Here is a 14132-nt window from a genome sequence, read left to right as displayed (position 1 = left end):
CCGTGATCTTCGACCTCTTTATCGTAGGTCGCGGCCCAGTTCTTGTAGTGCGATTCTGTCTCTTGTGGGGTGTCGAGGCTGTAGGTGCTGTCTAGGAACTTGTCGGTCATATAAGCATGCTAGGCCGAGACAGCATTGTGCGTCCAGTCAGCAGTGCTCCAACCAGGATTGCCATTCAGCCTTGGCGCGGTCGGTATAGGCTTTGTACCGGTCCTTGCGGCCCCGCCGTCCACCTTTCAGACCATCCACGGGGCGGAACAGACCAAAATTCACATTCATCGGCTGAAAGGTCTTAGCTTCGGCCCCACCGGTTATGTGGTGGATCAAAGCGCCCATAGCGCTGTCTTGCGGGACGTCTGGCAAGTCACGCCCCAAGATTTCAGCCGCGGCCAGACGCCCGGCCAGCAGCCCCATCGCGGCGCTTTCAACATAGCCTTCGACTCCGGTGATCTGTCCGGCAAACCGGATGTTGGGCTTGGATTTCAACCGCATCTGCGCATCGAGCAATGTGGGAGAGTTGATGAACGTGTTGCGGTGAATGCCGCCCAAGCGGGCGAAACTGGCGTTTTCCAAGCCGGGGATCATTCGGAAGACGTCGGTCTGGGCGCCGTATTTCATCTTGGTCTGGAAACCGACGATGTTGAACAACGTGCCCAATGCATTGTCGCGGCGCAACTGCACTACGGCATGAGGTTTCGCGTCCGGTGCGTGTGGGTTGGTCAGGCCAACCGGTTTCATTGGACCATGGCGCAAGGTTTCGCGCCCGCGTTCTGCCATGACCTCGATGGGCAGGCAGCCGTCAAAATAACCGGCGGTTTCGCCTTCATGGAACTCTGTTTTGTCAGCAGCCAGAAGTGCATCGATAAACGCCTCATACTGATCCCGATCCATCGGGCAGTTCAGATAGGCTGTGCGCTCTTCCTCGGTCTCGCCTTTGTCATAGCGCGACTGCATCCACGCTTTCGACATGTCGATGCTGTCGGCATAGACGATGGGCGCAATGGCATCAAAGAACGCCAACGCATCGGCACCTGTTTCCGTACGGATCGCTTCACCCAGCGCTGGCGATGTCAGCGGGCCGGTTGCAAAGATCCATTGGCCGTCATCGGGCAGGGTGGTCACTTCTTCATCCGTGACCGAAACGCGCGGATGGGCGCGGAGTTTTGCGGTGACGCTTTCAGCAAAAGGGTCACGATCCACCGCCAGCGCCCCTCCGGCGGGCAGGCGATGGGCGTCGGCGGTTGTCATGATCAACCCATTGGCAGCCCGCATTTCCCAATGCAGCAGGCCCACAGCGTTCTGTTCGTCATCATCTGACCGGAACGAATTCGAACACACCATTTCAGCCAGATTTCCGGTCTGATGCGCAAAGGTGCCAACTGTGGGGCGCATCTCGTGTATCACCACATCGACGCCCATTTCTGCCACTTGCCATGCGGCCTCGGACCCGGCCATCCCGCCGCCTACAATATGCAAAACTTGTGTCATGCGCTGCCACATAGGGCAGACCACAATCGGGCGCAACTCGGGCGGTGCCAAAATTGCCAAATTTAAAGGAGGGGTCTTGGGGTCGCCGCTGCGGGAATGTCAGCGCTGGTGAGAGAGACCAGCTGGAGGGACCTTCCGCCCACGGCGACCCAAAAGTGTCCTGAGGCCTCAGCCTCGACCCAGCTTTGCCACAGAGTCGCCGTTTTGAAAAGTGCTAAAATCAAAACAGTGGCAAAAAATGTGCAAAATAATTGCCTCATTGGGTCCAATTTGGGGGGCGCTTTTCGATAAAGGCGGAAATGCCTTCTTCTGTGTCCCGGTGCAACATATTCTGCGCCATTACCTCTCCGGTATAGGTGTAGGCCTGATCCAGGGGCATCAGAAGCTGTTGATAAAACGCTTCTTTTCCGATTTTTACAGCAGCGCCAAGTTTAGAGGCCACAAGCTCGGCCAATGCATTGGCCTCATGTTCAAGCTGCGATTCCGGGACGACGCGGTTGATCAGACCAAGCTCTGCCGCTCTTTCGGCTGAAATGAACGCACCCGTCGTCAGCATCTCAAAAGCTTGCTTTCTGGGAATGTTACGGCTGAGCGCCACCATCGGAGTCGAGCAGAACAGTCCGATATTGACCCCGTTCACGCCAAAACGCGTACCCTCGGCTGCGACAGCCATGTCGCAGGTCGCAACCAGCTGGCACCCGGCGGCGGTGGCGATTCCATGGACCTGAGCGATAACGGGTTGAGGAAGCGATTGGATCGACATCATCATCCGGGCACAGCGCGCAAACAAATCCTGGAAATAAGCTTTGCCCCCGTCTTCGGACTGACGTCCGGCTGTCATTTCCTTCAAATCGTGCCCGGCACAGAAAGCCTTTCCAGCGCCTGACAGGATCACCGCACGGATCGATCTGTCATCGCGCAAAGCATCAAGTTCATCCTGAAGCGCGGCCAGCATCTCTTCGCTCAGCGCGTTCAGCCGCTCGGGCGCGTTCATTTTCAGCCGTGCCACCGCACCAGTGTCGTTACGTTCCAGAATTGCCATCTTGCCCTCCGATCCCAAGTTGGGCCAACTCTAGGTCGGGAAGAGCAGGAGGGAAAGTATGGCTTTGGCAATGAACCGGGATGAACTGTCGCAATACCTAAAAGAGGTGTTTCCCCAGGTGCATAAGGATTTCGTTGTCGAAGAACTGGCCGAGGAAAACATTACCATGCGCCTTGTGGTGCAGGATCGGCACCTGCGCCCCGGAGGTACGGTTTCAGGCCCGGCCATGTTCGGTTTGGCCGATGTCAGTGTCTATGCATTGATTTTGGCGCGAGTGGGGCGGCAATCTTTGGCGGTGACGACCAACAGTTCATTGGATTTTCTTCGCAAACCTGCTGGTGGCGCCGATCTGATCGCAACGTGCCGATTGCTCAAATTGGGTCGAACATTGGCGGTCGGTGATGTGTTGATCTTTTCCGAAGGTGTGGACGAACCAGTTGCGCGGGCCAGTATGACGTATTCCATTCCACCTGCAGGCTCGGCCGCGGCGCGGTTCGGCTAAAAAAGGCCGGGGACTGGCCCCGGCCCAGGAAGAGGTCCCAAAAATTGGGACTGGGGATGATTCAGATCTGCCAGAAATAGCGTTTAATTTCGCGGTCGGCCTGCACGCGGGTGAGACCAACATCTTTCAGCAGCCTGTCATCCAGTTTTCCCAGATTGACGCGACTGCGACGGCGGCGTTCCCATTGAGTGACCGCAGCCGCAAACCGCACGGCCAGCGCGGCGATCAGCGGCAGCCGGGGGCTGGCGTTCAGCAGCATTAGGGCGGGGTTGTGCATTGTGCGTGTCATCTCAGAGTTCCTTTCAAATTGTATTGACACAAAGCAATAATGTTCGGTACAAGGAATTGATACATTCAGTATTGTGTCAAAAGCAAAGGAAGAATTGTAATGGATACAATTTGGCCAGATGCGTTGCCGAAAGCCAAGGGGCCAAAGTATACTCTGGTTGCCGATGCAATACGAAAAGCTATTGAGAGCAAAGCATTAGACATCGGAGCTAAGCTGCCTCCGGTGCGTGAGCTGGCGTATCGTTTGCAAATCACGCCAGGTACGGTCGCACGGGCCTATACGATTTTGACAGATGAAGGCTTGCTACAAGCTGAGGTCGGACGTGGTACATTTGTGGCCCCTCCCAAATCGCCGATTCTGGATGATGTCTGGTCGCGCCAGCTGCATTTGGCAGAAGCGCAGAACACCAATCATGTCAGCCTGTTCAGCCCGCGTCTTGCAGATATGGGCCAGGTGTCGCTGATACGGGAGTGTTTGAAGAAGGTGGCGCAGTCGGATCCGGCTTTGTTTATGAACTATCCAACCCGAGATGCGTACAAACCCATGCGACAGGCCGTTGTTGACTGGTTGTCAGATCTTCCGCTGGGTCCACTGACGGATGATGACATTGTCCTGACCCATGGTGGGCAGAACGGATTGTGTCTTGTTTTTCAAAGTATCCTTCAGGGTCCCAAACCGGTCGTTCTGGTCGAAGACCTGTCCTACGCGGGCTTTCGCCGCGCCGGTGAGCTTATGCGGGCCGAAGTGGTCGGCATTCGGATGGACAAGTGGGGCATCGACCCCACTGCGATGGAACATGTTCTGCGGCAGACACCCGCGCAGGCGATTTGCGTTTCACCTGAGGTGCAAAACCCGACCGCATTGCACACACCGCTCGAGCGGCGCAAGGAGGTGGTTGAAGTCGCGCGAAAATTCGACGTTCAGATTGTTGAAGACGATTGTTACCGCATGGGTGAGGCCAAAGAGCCCAGCTATCGTGCTTTGGCCCCGGAACGAGGCTGGCATGTGTCATCGATCTCAAAAGTGCTGACACCATCGCTGCGCGTCGGGTTTGCTATTGCACCCAAAGAGCGAAATGTGGATTTGAGGCGCTCTGCGGAGTACGGGTATTTTGGGTTGGCGCAGCCCCTGGCGGAACTCACCCGGTTGCTTTTGTCCGATCCCCGCACGCGTCAGATCGCCAAGGATGTGCGTTCCCGAATGGGAGAGTATGTGCGCGTCACGGTGAATGCGCTGGGTGGTTTTGACCTGACGTGGGCACCAGACGTACCGTTTGTCTGGCTAAACCTGCCATCTGGCTGGCGGGCCGCAGCCTTCAGTCGGGCGGCTGAGCGGGAAGGAATACAACTGCGTTCAGCGGACGAGTTTGCCCTGCGCGACGGGCGCGCGCCGAACGCTGTACGCATTGCGATGAACGGGCATGTGTCGTTGCAACGGTTCGAGGATGCAATGCTTCGGCTGCGTGCGTTACTGGATAATCCACCCGAGCAAATCAGCGTTTAGATTGGGGTAAAATAATACCTATTTTATAAGACATTGTTCAGCAACGATAAAAACTGATTTACTGTGCTTGACGTACACGCAAGCTCCCCATAGAACCCCTCCATCGAATTCGGGCCGCTCTGTCTTGGGGCGGTCTTTCACATCAAACAGGACTATCCTGCCATGAAAACCTTTTCTGCAACACCTGCAGACATCGACAAGAAATGGATCCTGATCGACGCCGAGGGTGTTGTTCTGGGCCGTCTTGCCTCGATCGTCGCCATGCGCCTGCGTGGCAAGCACAAAGCGTCGTTCACCCCGAACATGGACATGGGCGACAACGTCATCGTGATAAACGCTGACAAAATCCAGATGACCGGCAAGAAGCGCGAAGAAAACTTCTACTGGCACACTGGCCACCCGGGCGGCATCAAGTCGCGCACCAAGCAGCAGATCCTTGAGGGTGCACACTCCGAGCGCGTCGTGACCCAGGCGGTCAAGCGCATGCTGCCGGGCAACCGTCTGTCGCGTCAGCAAATGACCAACCTGCGTGTTTATGCCGGTGCCGAGCACCCGCACGAAGCCCAGGCCCCCGAAGTTCTGGACGTCAAGTCTATGAACAAGAAAAACACCCGGAGCTAATGACCGATGGCTGATCAGATCAATACTCTCGAAGAGCTGAGCGCCGTCGCAGGCGTTGAAACCGTGGCCGAAGAAGTCATCGTGCGTGAACCCGTACGTGACGAGCTGGGCCGCTCCTACGCCACCGGTAAGCGTAAAGACGCTGTTGCCCGCGTTTGGATCAAGCCGGGTTCCGGCAAGGTCACCGTGAACGGCAAAGATCAGGACAAGTATTTTGCGCGTCCGGTTCTGCAACTGATCCTGCGCCAGCCGTTCCAGGTTGCTGGTGTAGAAGGCGAATTCGACGTTGTCGCAACCGTCAAAGGCGGTGGCCTGACCGGTCAGGCCGGTGCGGTCAAGCACGGCATCTCGAAAGCGCTGCAACTCTATGATCCCAACCTGCGTGGCGCACTGAAAGCCGCAGGCTTCCTGACCCGCGACAGCCGCGTTGTGGAACGTAAGAAATTCGGTAAGCGCAAAGCCCGCCGTTCGTTCCAGTTCTCGAAGCGTTAATCGCCGGGACAATCCAAAAAGAAAGGGCTCGCATCTGCGAGCCCTTTTTCGTTGCATTTACGATGTCTTATTCCTCGTAGACGAGCTTCCACGCTCCGTTTTCAACAACATTGACGAACACGGTATCTGCGCCTTGGTGATCATCCGGCCCATAGGTGATGTGGTTGCCGACCAGATCGTCCTGATAATCCAGCGACTCCATGGCTGCGATGAAACTGTCATGGGTCAGATCCGGGCCCGCGGCCTCAAGCGCTTTGACCATCATTTCGGCAGCGGAATAGCCCAGCATCGCAAACCCAACCGGATCTTCGCCTGTTGCGGTCCTGTACTCTTCAATGAACGCCGCTGGGGCGGGCTCATCGGCGCGCGCCCACAGATCTTTCCACGATGCGGCGGCATAGAAGCCATCGGTCACGCCGCCGGGAACCTGCGCGACTACCGTCAGGAAGCTGGCCGAAGTGCCCAGGAATTTCATTTCCGTCAGGCCCATCTTCTTGGCAGTACCCACCACGGTTATGGCCTGACGAACGCCCAGCGCCATCGTGACAATGTCGCAGCCTTCTTCCTTGAGTTTGCTGAGCGAACCCACAAAATCGGTTTCATCTGGTTTGTGCGTCGTCTCGGATCCAAATGTGATCCCGGCCTCTTCGGCCCCGGCCTTGCTGCCCTCAAGAATTTCCTCGCCGAAATCGGTGGGGAGATACATGCTGCAAACGGTTTGCGACCCAAATTCTCCGGCAAGGTATTTCACGCCAATACGGGCTTGGTCATAGTACGTCGAGAATGAGGTGAACTTGTTGCGCATCGGCTCTTGCAACATCTGCCGCGCCGCTGTCAGGGGCGCAACGTTGGGAATACCCTTTGGGTCCAGCAGCTTGAACCCAGCCATGTTCATCGGCGTGCCCAGCGATTGCAGCATCGCGAACACCTTGTCCCGGTTCAGCAGTTTGTTGTAGCCCTGCATGGCACGCGGCATCTGATAGCCATTGTCTTCGACGACATAGCGAATTTGTCGCCCGTGCACGCCACCGGCTGCATTGACCCGGTCAAACACGACGTTTGCTCCTTTGGTGGCCGGAACGCCGACAGCAGCGAAGATACCGCTCAGATCGTTGACCGACCCGATGACGATTTCATCATCGGTGACGCCCTGGGTTTGCGCCAAACCCATGGTTGCCGAGGCGGTCAAGGCCGTGGCGACAGCCAATAGTTTGAATGACTTTCTCATTTCTCTCCTCCCGAAATTCCCTTGTCTAACTGTACATGTCTTCAATCAGATGTCCGTGTTTCTTTTCCACCAAACCCCGTTTCAGCTTCATCGTGGCGGTGAGTTCATCGTCTTCGGCTGTCAAAAGCACGTCGATCAGTCGAAAATCCTTGATCTGCTCGACCCGCGCAAACTCGGCGTTTACGGCTGCAACTTCGGCACCGATCAGGTCTCGGATCTCGGGCGCGGCACACAGTGAAGCGAAATTTGAAAACGGGATTTTACGGTCTTGGGCAAATTTTTCGACATTGTCCTGATCGATCATGATCAGAGCTGTCAGGTATTTCCGCCGGTCGCCGATCAGGATTGCGTCAGAAATATAGTGACTGAACTTCAATCGGCTTTCGATTTCGGCCGGGGTGATGTTCTTACCGCCGGCTGTGATGATGATGTCTTTCAGGCGGCCTGTGATGGTGACATAGCCATCCTTGTCGATATGTCCCATATCCCCGGTGCACAGCCAGCCGTCGGCAGTAAATGTCTCAGCCGTCTTTGCGTTGTTGCGCCAATATCCCTGAAAGATGTTCATGCCCTTAAGCTGGATTTCACCATCTTTTGAGATGCGAATGTCACAGCCTTCGACGACTTGGCCGATGGTGCCGACCCGGTTGCTTTCAACGGTGTTGAGCGTGGCCAGCCCAGCAGTTTCGGTCATCCCAAAGCCTTCGACCAAAGGCACGCCGATGGCCCAGTACCAATTCAGCAGGTCCGTCGAAATCGGCGCAGCACCCGTGCCGCCCCGACGCAGTTTATCCATGCCCAGCATACGGCGCAGGTTCTTCAGAACCAGTTGGTCCCAAATCCAGAATTGAGCCGCGATACCTGCGGGAACAGGCTTTCCTTTGGTCACATACTCGGCGCGACGCGCGCCAGCTTTTAGTGCCATCCCAAAGGCTGCGCGCCCCAATGGCGTGGCTTCCTGTGTGAGGATCTGAACTTGCGCGTAGATCTTTTCCCAAACGCGCGGCACAGCCGTGAAGGTCGAGGGTGAGACCTCTTGCAAGTTCGCAAAGACGGTTTCCGGGCTTTCTGCGAAATTCACGGTGCATCGGGCAGCCAGTGGGAAATAGACGGACACGTCCCGTTCCAGAATGTGGCAGAGCGGCAGGAAGCAAAGCTGCTCATCACTGGCCAGAACCGGCAAGGCCCGCGCGCCGGATTCAATCGCAGCAAGGATATTCTCGTGGCTCAGCATTGCGCCCTTGGGCTGTCCCGTGGTGCCCGAGGTATAGACAAGCAGGGCCGTATCCTGCGGCTTCGCCAGCGCGATTTCGGCCTCAAACCGCCCGGGATCGGCTGCCTCTGCCTCTCGGCCAAGCGCATAGAGGTCGTCGATCATCATGCAGCGCGGGTGCTTGAGGTCGTGCAGACCTTCGTCTTCCAGAATGATCACCTTGATCAGATCCGGAATGTCGGCCTCGATTTCCAGGAACTTGTCCAGATGCTCTTCGTCTTCGACAATAAGGAATTTGCTGCCACTGTCATTGATCAGGTATCGCAACTGACTGGCCGAGTCGGTGGTGTAAACGCCCGAGGCTATGCCCCCGACGCCCTGAATACCCATGTCGAACCACGCCCATTCTTTGCGGTCCTCGGACAGGATTGAAACCACATCGCCCCGTTCCAGCCCCAGTTTGCGTAACGCCAACCCGATCCATTTGGCGTGTTGCCAGTAATCGGCCCAGGAATAGGATTTCCAGATGCCCAGATCCTTTTCCCGATGCGCGGTGCGCTCGCTCAGTTCTGCGCAGCGGTGTTGAAACAATTCGCTGATGGTTATGCATCCATCCACCCGCAGCGGCCTTTGACCCGTCGTTGCGTTGAAGCGCACGCCGTTGATTGTGGTCTGTGGGGGCAGGGGGGTGGCGTCCATCCTTGTTACCTCCACGTCTTTTTTCGTTTCCAGCGCCGGTTTTCCCGCGCACCGTCTTCGCGCACACCAAGATAGAAGTTCTGGATGTCCTCGGACTTCAACAGAGCCTCGGCTCTTCCGTCCATGACGATGCGACCAACCTCCATCACATAGCCATGATGGGCCAGATCCAGTGCCGCATGAGCGTTCTGTTCGACCAGCATCATGGTCATCTGCTGTTCCTGATTGAGGCGTCTGAGGATCTCGAAAATCTCTTGCACCAGCATCGGCGACAGGCCCAGCGAGGGTTCGTCCAGCAACATGATGCGGGGACGGGCCATCAGCCCACGCCCGATGGCCAACATTTGCTGCTGACCGCCTGACAGTGTGCCAGCCTCTTGCCCGCGGCGGTCTTTGAGAACCGGGAAGTAACTGAAGACCAGCTCACGATCCTGTTCGATCCGGTCTTTGTCCTTGCGGGAATAGGCACCAAGGCTGAGGTTCTCATCAACAGTCAGCAGTGGAAAGACCTCGCGCCCTTCGGGGATATGCACGATCCCGCGTCGCACGACCTTGTGCGGCTCGGCCCCCTGAATGTCATCGCCATCAAAGGTGATTTGTCCCTTTTCCGGATCCATCACGCCCGAAACGGTCTTCATCAGCGTCGTCTTTCCCGCGCCATTGGCCCCGAGGATCGACACGATCTGCCCCTCGTGCACATCCAACGACACGCCGCGAATGGCCATGATGGGGCCGTAAAAACTTTCGACGTTGCGTATTTTCAGGATCGGCTCGGTCATGAAGCTTTCCCCAGGTATGCTTCGATAACGGCCGGGTGGGCCTGCACTTGGGCCGGAGAGCCCAGTGCCAGTTCCGCGCCGTCTGCCATCGCCAAAACCCGGTCTGACACGCCTGAGACCAGGCCCATGTCATGTTCCACCATCAGCACGGTGATGCCCATCTGACGCCGGATGTCATCGATCCACCACCGCATGTCACTGGTTTCTTCGACCGACAGGCCCGAGGCGGGTTCGTCCAGCAACAGCAGTTTGGGATCAGTTGCCAAAGCGCGCGCGACCTCAACCACCTTTCGCACGCCATAGGGCAGCCCCGCGATCATCTTGTCGCGATAGGCCTGAAGATCGAGAAAATCGATGATCTCTTCGACCTTCTCGCGGTTCTCGATTTCCTGACGTCGGGCAGACGGAAGGAACAAAAGCTCGGACAGCAGATTTGTTTGTCGATGCCGATGCCGCCCAACCAGAAGGTTTTGCAAAACGGTTGCATGTTCGAACAGTTCGATGTTCTGGAACGTCCGCGCCACGCCGAAGGCTGCGACACCCGAGGGTTTGACACGCAGCAGATCATGTCCATCGAACCGGATCGACCCGGCATAGGGCTCGTAGAACCGCGAGATCAGGTTGAATACGGTCGATTTGCCAGCACCGTTTGGGCCGACGATTGCAAAAACCTCGGCCTCCAGCACTTCGAACGACAGGTTATCAACCGCAGTGAGACCGCCGAACTTCAGAGTCACATTTTCAAATTCCAGCAGGCTCATCTCAGACGCTCCGTCTTCAGATAAGATTTTTGCCGTTTGAACATGTCCTTGCGGTAGAAGGGAAACAGCTCGAACCAGGTGCGGATCTTCAGCCAGCGGCCAAAAAGCCCCATGGGTTCGAACAGTATGAAGACGATCAGGATCATGCCGAAGATGCCGAATTCCAGCCCCGGAATAGCGACTGTGTTGCCGCCGAACAGGGCGCCGACATATTCCTTTGAGATTGACAGGAATTGAGGCAGGAATCCGATCACGATCGCGCCCAGAAATGCTCCGTGGATCGAACCCAGACCACCGATCACGATCATCATCAGCAATTGGATCGAGATCAGAACACTGAACGTTTCATTGTTGAAGGCTCCGGCAAACAGCCCCATCAGCGCTCCGGCCCAGCCCGTCACAGCACAGGACAAGGCGAATGAGATCATCTTGGTGCGCGCGATGTCGATGCCCATCGCCTGTGCCGAAACCTCGGAGTCGCGTACAGCGATAAAGCTGCGCCCCAAAGGCGCGCGAAGCAGGTTGATGTATCCCAACGTCACAAGGACAGCGACGGTCAGAACCAGCCAGAAGAACAGATCAGGCGTACCCCAGCGATCTACCAAATGGCCAAAGATCTCGACCCCGCCGATATACTTGCCAGCGACACCTCCGGTGATGGGTTCGGACAGAACGATTATGTCGTCCATCAGAATGGAAAGGGCCATGGTGAAGATGGCCAGGTAAATCCCATGCAGCCGCAGGGCAGGGATGGCGACTGTCACGCCCGCGATGCCGGTCAATATCCCGGCCAGCGGGAAGGAGATCAGAAAAGGAACCCCTGCTTCGATCAGGGCAACATTGGCATAGCAGCCAAAAGCCAGAAAGGCTGCGTGTCCCAGACTGACTTGTCCGGTATGTCCGGTCAGGATCATCAGCCCCAGACCGGCAATGGCCCAGATCAGAACGTTTGTCAGTTCGCCCAGATAGAATGCGTCCAACCACCAGGGGGCCGCTGCAACGACGGCCAGAAGGATAAGATAAAGACTCAGCTGATACCGGTCTTTCCAAGGCCGGATGTCCTGCATGTAGTTGGTTTTGAACACAATCCGCATGAGTCAGACCTTTTTGACCCGAACCTGACTGAAAAGCCCGTTGGGCCGGAAAATCAGCACGGCCAGCAGTAAAGCATAGGGGGCAACCTGGCTGTAACCCGCGGCAATATACCGGCTGGCAAAGGGTTCAATCACGCCGACGATCAGCCCTCCGGCCAATGCGCCCGGTAGACTGCCAAAGCCGCCAATGACCGCTGCTGCAAAGGCCTTGATGCCCAGCAATCCGGTGGTCGGGTCCACCGCGCCCTTGGCGGCAAAAAGGATACCGGCGATTCCGGCAACGACTCCGGCCAGAGCCCAGATAAAGCCCTGAACGCGTTTTACTGGAATGCCCATGTAGTAAGCCGCCAACTGATTTTGCGATGCGCCCTGCATCGCAAGACCGAGTTTGGTGCGGCTGAAGAAGATATAAAGCGCCCCGGTCAGAAGGATCGTGACGACAATCACCGCCACATCCTCCATTCCCAGTACCAGACCACCAAATCGGACCTCTTTCCCTGCAAGCGGGTTTTGCAGCGTTTGCGGTTCATGCCCCCAGATCAGCCCCGCAACAAAGCGGATCACGAACCCCAAAGCGATGGTCAGTATCACCACGGCGGTTTGGCTTTCGCCGAACAGCCGCCGAATAATCAGCCGATCCAGCAGATAGCCTAAGGCACCCATAATCCCCAGCGATATTGGCAGGGCCATCCAGAAGGGCAGGCCGATATACTCGGTATTCGTCAGGCCGATGGTTACAAAGGCCCCCAGCATCATGAAATCGCCTTGCGCGAAGTTCACAGCCTCAGTTGCCTTGTAGATCAGAACAAAGCCAAGTGCGATCAGGCCATAGACGCAGCCGTTTGCCAGTCCGCTGATCAGCAGCTGTGCGTTATCCAAACTGTCCTCCCTCCAACGACCAACCGATGCCGTTAGCCACACACAGGTCCTCAGGGTGCGTGCGGTTCTTCTACTATGGCGTGATTATCACCTTTCCGTCACTCTTTTTCAGCGCATTGGCTAAATTTGGCACCAAATCTCTGAGTGTAAGGTGTTCAGAAACATCCGTTTTCCAGCGCCCGTCTGCAAAACGTGCCTGAACCTCGGCCACCACCCGCATCTGATCTGCCGGTGGCGTCGACATCATCCATTGTGTCAGCCAGAAGCCTTCGATCCGCTTGCCCATAAAGATCAATTGGCCGGTCTGGGTCAGGGTCGGTTCTTCGGTTGACAGCCTGCCATAGGTGATCCAGCGCGCCCGGTTCGGCATGGCGCAGAACAGCTGTTCTGAAAGCTGGTCAGTCACGGCGTCAAGAAATACGCGTGGCTTCATGGACGCGCTCAATCCGGCGAATTGCTCAACAACATCTGAATCTGTCGTCACCAAGACTTCGGCAGCGCCGAGGCTCTTCAACGTCTCAACGGTCTCAGAGCGCCGCACGAGCGCAATGGGTTTCAACCCGAGATCCCTGCCAAGACTACACACGAGCTTACCAAGCTGACTGGTCGCGGCAGAAACCACAAACGCGTCGCCATCTGCCTTGGCCATGTCCACCATCGCCATCGCGGTCAGTGGATTGACGATTTGCGCGGCGCCGTCGTCGTCCGAGATATCTGGGCGCAAAGGAATGCACATCTGCATCTGCGTGACGACATACTCTGCCCACGCCCCGGACCCGGCGGCGACAAATGCAACGCGCTGACCTTTCAGGGCTTCGGCACCTTTGCCGGTGGCTACAACATCACCGCACCCTTCGAAACCGGCGGGGGATCCTTTTACACGAGGTTGGCCATACTCACCCTTAATGAAATGCAGGTCGGATGGGTTGACCGATGCGGTGCGCAGTTTGATCAGAACCTGACCCGGACCGGGTTGTGGTACAGGCACTTCTGCGGGTTCAAGCCATTCGGCTGCATCCGCAATCACCGGCCCACTGGATGTGCCGGAATATCCGTCATGCTTCAAAATGGTGGCAAACATGGTTTGCGGCAAATCTGTCATTTGGTCATCCTTGATTAAACTGGAGTGACACGCGCCGTATCGAAACAAAATGCTCAGGAAGACATGGCGCGGGCAGGGAGTCAGAATGAGCCAATCAAAAGCCGCTTAAGGCGTCAATTCAATGCCGAAATAACGTGGGGGCACCCAGAATGCACCCAAGGGGCGGGGCTTACCCATAAGGGCAGCCCCAAGTATTTTATTGTTGGGTCAAAAGGTTGGTCAGTTCCTGGATTTTCTGAGCGATCGTTTCCGGCGATTCTTTGATGTCGTTCACGATCTGGATCGCTTGTTCCTTCAGGTCCGCAGCCAATGTGCTTTCTTCCAGAGACGTCATGATGCCGTCATAGTCGAAATTGGCAGGGTTCAGCTTGCCTTCCTGGATCCAGGAGTTCAGCAGCTCTTGCCCCTGACCAGCCAAAGCAGCGACCTGATCGCCCGCT

Annotated in this window: 14 protein-coding genes and 1 pseudogene; 4 read left to right on the top strand and 11 right to left on the bottom strand. The window is 56.6% G+C overall.

All coding sequences use genetic code 11. The features are described 5' to 3' along the window. Positions 1 to 147: 147 nt before the first annotated feature. The gene (trmFO, locus tag AC2FNU_RS20135) at positions 148 to 1488 is read right to left on the bottom strand and encodes a methylenetetrahydrofolate--tRNA-(uracil(54)-C(5))-methyltransferase (FADH(2)-oxidizing) TrmFO (RefSeq protein ID WP_496791828.1); all 1341 of its coding nucleotides are present in this window, start codon (positions 1486 to 1488) and stop codon (positions 148 to 150) included. A 256-nt stretch (positions 1489 to 1744) separates the two neighbouring features. Next, complete coding sequence (locus AC2FNU_RS20130; RefSeq protein WP_496791827.1) at positions 1745 to 2530, bottom strand: enoyl-CoA hydratase; 786 nt, start codon at positions 2528 to 2530, stop codon at positions 1745 to 1747. A 58-nt stretch (positions 2531 to 2588) separates the two neighbouring features. Here AC2FNU_RS20130 and AC2FNU_RS20125 point away from each other — a divergent pair, with 58 nt between their 5' ends. After that, the gene (locus AC2FNU_RS20125; RefSeq protein ID WP_496791826.1) at positions 2589 to 3032 is read left to right on the top strand and encodes a PaaI family thioesterase; all 444 of its coding nucleotides are present in this window, start codon (positions 2589 to 2591) and stop codon (positions 3030 to 3032) included. A 61-nt stretch (positions 3033 to 3093) separates the two neighbouring features. On the opposite strand, the gene AC2FNU_RS20120 is transcribed toward AC2FNU_RS20125, so the two are convergent. Beyond that, a complete protein-coding gene (locus AC2FNU_RS20120) occupies positions 3094 to 3321 on the bottom strand; it encodes a DUF1127 domain-containing protein (RefSeq protein ID WP_496791825.1) in 228 nt (75 codons plus the stop codon). A gap of 99 nt (positions 3322 to 3420) precedes the next feature. On the opposite strand from AC2FNU_RS20120, the gene AC2FNU_RS20115 reads away from it, so the two are divergent. From AC2FNU_RS20115 to rpsI, 3 genes are all read left to right on the top strand, one after another. Continuing rightward, entirely contained in the window at positions 3421 to 4824 is a 1404-nt protein-coding gene (locus tag AC2FNU_RS20115) for an aminotransferase-like domain-containing protein (protein WP_496791824.1), read from the top strand. 162 nt (positions 4825 to 4986) lie between these two features. After that, positions 4987 to 5445 (top strand): 50S ribosomal protein L13, encoded by a 459-nt coding sequence (gene rplM, locus AC2FNU_RS20110; RefSeq protein ID WP_496791823.1) that lies wholly within the window; start codon positions 4987 to 4989, stop codon positions 5443 to 5445. Positions 5446 to 5451: 6 nt separating this feature from the next. After that, a complete protein-coding gene (gene rpsI / locus AC2FNU_RS20105) occupies positions 5452 to 5937 on the top strand; it encodes a 30S ribosomal protein S9 (RefSeq protein WP_171090107.1) in 486 nt (161 codons plus the stop codon). Between the two features lie 67 nt (positions 5938 to 6004). Here the strand turns inward: rpsI and AC2FNU_RS20100 are convergent, their stop codons facing one another. From AC2FNU_RS20100 to AC2FNU_RS20065, 8 genes and pseudogenes are all read right to left on the bottom strand, one after another. Then, positions 6005 to 7165 carry an ABC transporter substrate-binding protein gene (locus AC2FNU_RS20100; protein WP_496791822.1) on the bottom strand — a complete coding sequence of 387 codons (1161 nt, stop codon included), beginning with the start codon at positions 7163 to 7165 and terminating at the stop codon, positions 6005 to 6007. A gap of 25 nt (positions 7166 to 7190) precedes the next feature. Beyond that, the gene (locus AC2FNU_RS20095) at positions 7191 to 9077 is read right to left on the bottom strand and encodes an AMP-dependent synthetase/ligase (RefSeq protein ID WP_496791821.1); all 1887 of its coding nucleotides are present in this window, start codon (positions 9075 to 9077) and stop codon (positions 7191 to 7193) included. Between the two features lie 5 nt (positions 9078 to 9082). Then, positions 9083 to 9856, bottom strand: a complete 774-nt coding sequence (locus AC2FNU_RS20090; protein WP_496791820.1) for an ABC transporter ATP-binding protein — start codon at positions 9854 to 9856, stop codon at positions 9083 to 9085. Beyond that, a complete protein-coding gene (locus tag AC2FNU_RS20085; protein ID WP_496791819.1) occupies positions 9853 to 10617 on the bottom strand; it encodes an ABC transporter ATP-binding protein in 765 nt (254 codons plus the stop codon). Before AC2FNU_RS20085 ends, AC2FNU_RS20090 begins: the two co-directional genes overlap by 4 nt. Continuing rightward, complete coding sequence (locus AC2FNU_RS20080) at positions 10614 to 11711, bottom strand: branched-chain amino acid ABC transporter permease (protein ID WP_496791818.1); 1098 nt, start codon at positions 11709 to 11711, stop codon at positions 10614 to 10616. Before AC2FNU_RS20080 ends, AC2FNU_RS20085 begins: the two co-directional genes overlap by 4 nt. A 3-nt stretch (positions 11712 to 11714) precedes the next feature. Beyond that, positions 11715 to 12590, bottom strand: a complete 876-nt coding sequence (locus tag AC2FNU_RS20075; protein ID WP_496791817.1) for a branched-chain amino acid ABC transporter permease — start codon at positions 12588 to 12590, stop codon at positions 11715 to 11717. Between the two features lie 73 nt (positions 12591 to 12663). Next, entirely contained in the window at positions 12664 to 13692 is a 1029-nt protein-coding gene (locus AC2FNU_RS20070) for an alcohol dehydrogenase catalytic domain-containing protein (RefSeq protein WP_496791816.1), read from the bottom strand. A gap of 196 nt (positions 13693 to 13888) precedes the next feature. After that, a pseudogene (locus AC2FNU_RS20065) lies at positions 13889 to 14132 on the bottom strand (hypothetical protein); the annotation flags it as partial.

This window comes from Ruegeria sp. BHSB064, from assembly GCF_059613205.1.
This window is presented reverse-complemented; position numbering and strand designations above follow the sequence as displayed.

Coding starts and splice junctions, on each gene's coding strand:
- rplM (WP_496791823.1), top strand. CDS start 4,987: ATGAAAACCTTTTCTGCAACACCTGCAGACATCGACAAGAAATGGATC.
- trmFO (WP_496791828.1), bottom strand. CDS start 1,488: ATGACACAAGTTTTGCATATTGTAGGCGGCGGGATGGCCGGGTCCGAG.
- AC2FNU_RS20120 (WP_496791825.1), bottom strand. CDS start 3,321: ATGACACGCACAATGCACAACCCCGCCCTAATGCTGCTGAACGCCAGC.
- AC2FNU_RS20100 (WP_496791822.1), bottom strand. CDS start 7,165: ATGAGAAAGTCATTCAAACTATTGGCTGTCGCCACGGCCTTGACCGCC.
- AC2FNU_RS20070 (WP_496791816.1), bottom strand. CDS start 13,692: ATGACAGATTTGCCGCAAACCATGTTTGCCACCATTTTGAAGCATGAC.
- AC2FNU_RS20115 (WP_496791824.1), top strand. CDS start 3,421: ATGGATACAATTTGGCCAGATGCGTTGCCGAAAGCCAAGGGGCCAAAG.
- AC2FNU_RS20125 (WP_496791826.1), top strand. CDS start 2,589: ATGGCTTTGGCAATGAACCGGGATGAACTGTCGCAATACCTAAAAGAG.
- AC2FNU_RS20090 (WP_496791820.1), bottom strand. CDS start 9,856: ATGACCGAGCCGATCCTGAAAATACGCAACGTCGAAAGTTTTTACGGC.
- AC2FNU_RS20080 (WP_496791818.1), bottom strand. CDS start 11,711: ATGCGGATTGTGTTCAAAACCAACTACATGCAGGACATCCGGCCTTGG.
- AC2FNU_RS20085 (WP_496791819.1), bottom strand. CDS start 10,617: ATGAGCCTGCTGGAATTTGAAAATGTGACTCTGAAGTTCGGCGGTCTC.
- rpsI (WP_171090107.1), top strand. CDS start 5,452: ATGGCTGATCAGATCAATACTCTCGAAGAGCTGAGCGCCGTCGCAGGC.
- AC2FNU_RS20095 (WP_496791821.1), bottom strand. CDS start 9,077: ATGGACGCCACCCCCCTGCCCCCACAGACCACAATCAACGGCGTGCGC.
- AC2FNU_RS20130 (WP_496791827.1), bottom strand. CDS start 2,530: ATGGCAATTCTGGAACGTAACGACACTGGTGCGGTGGCACGGCTGAAA.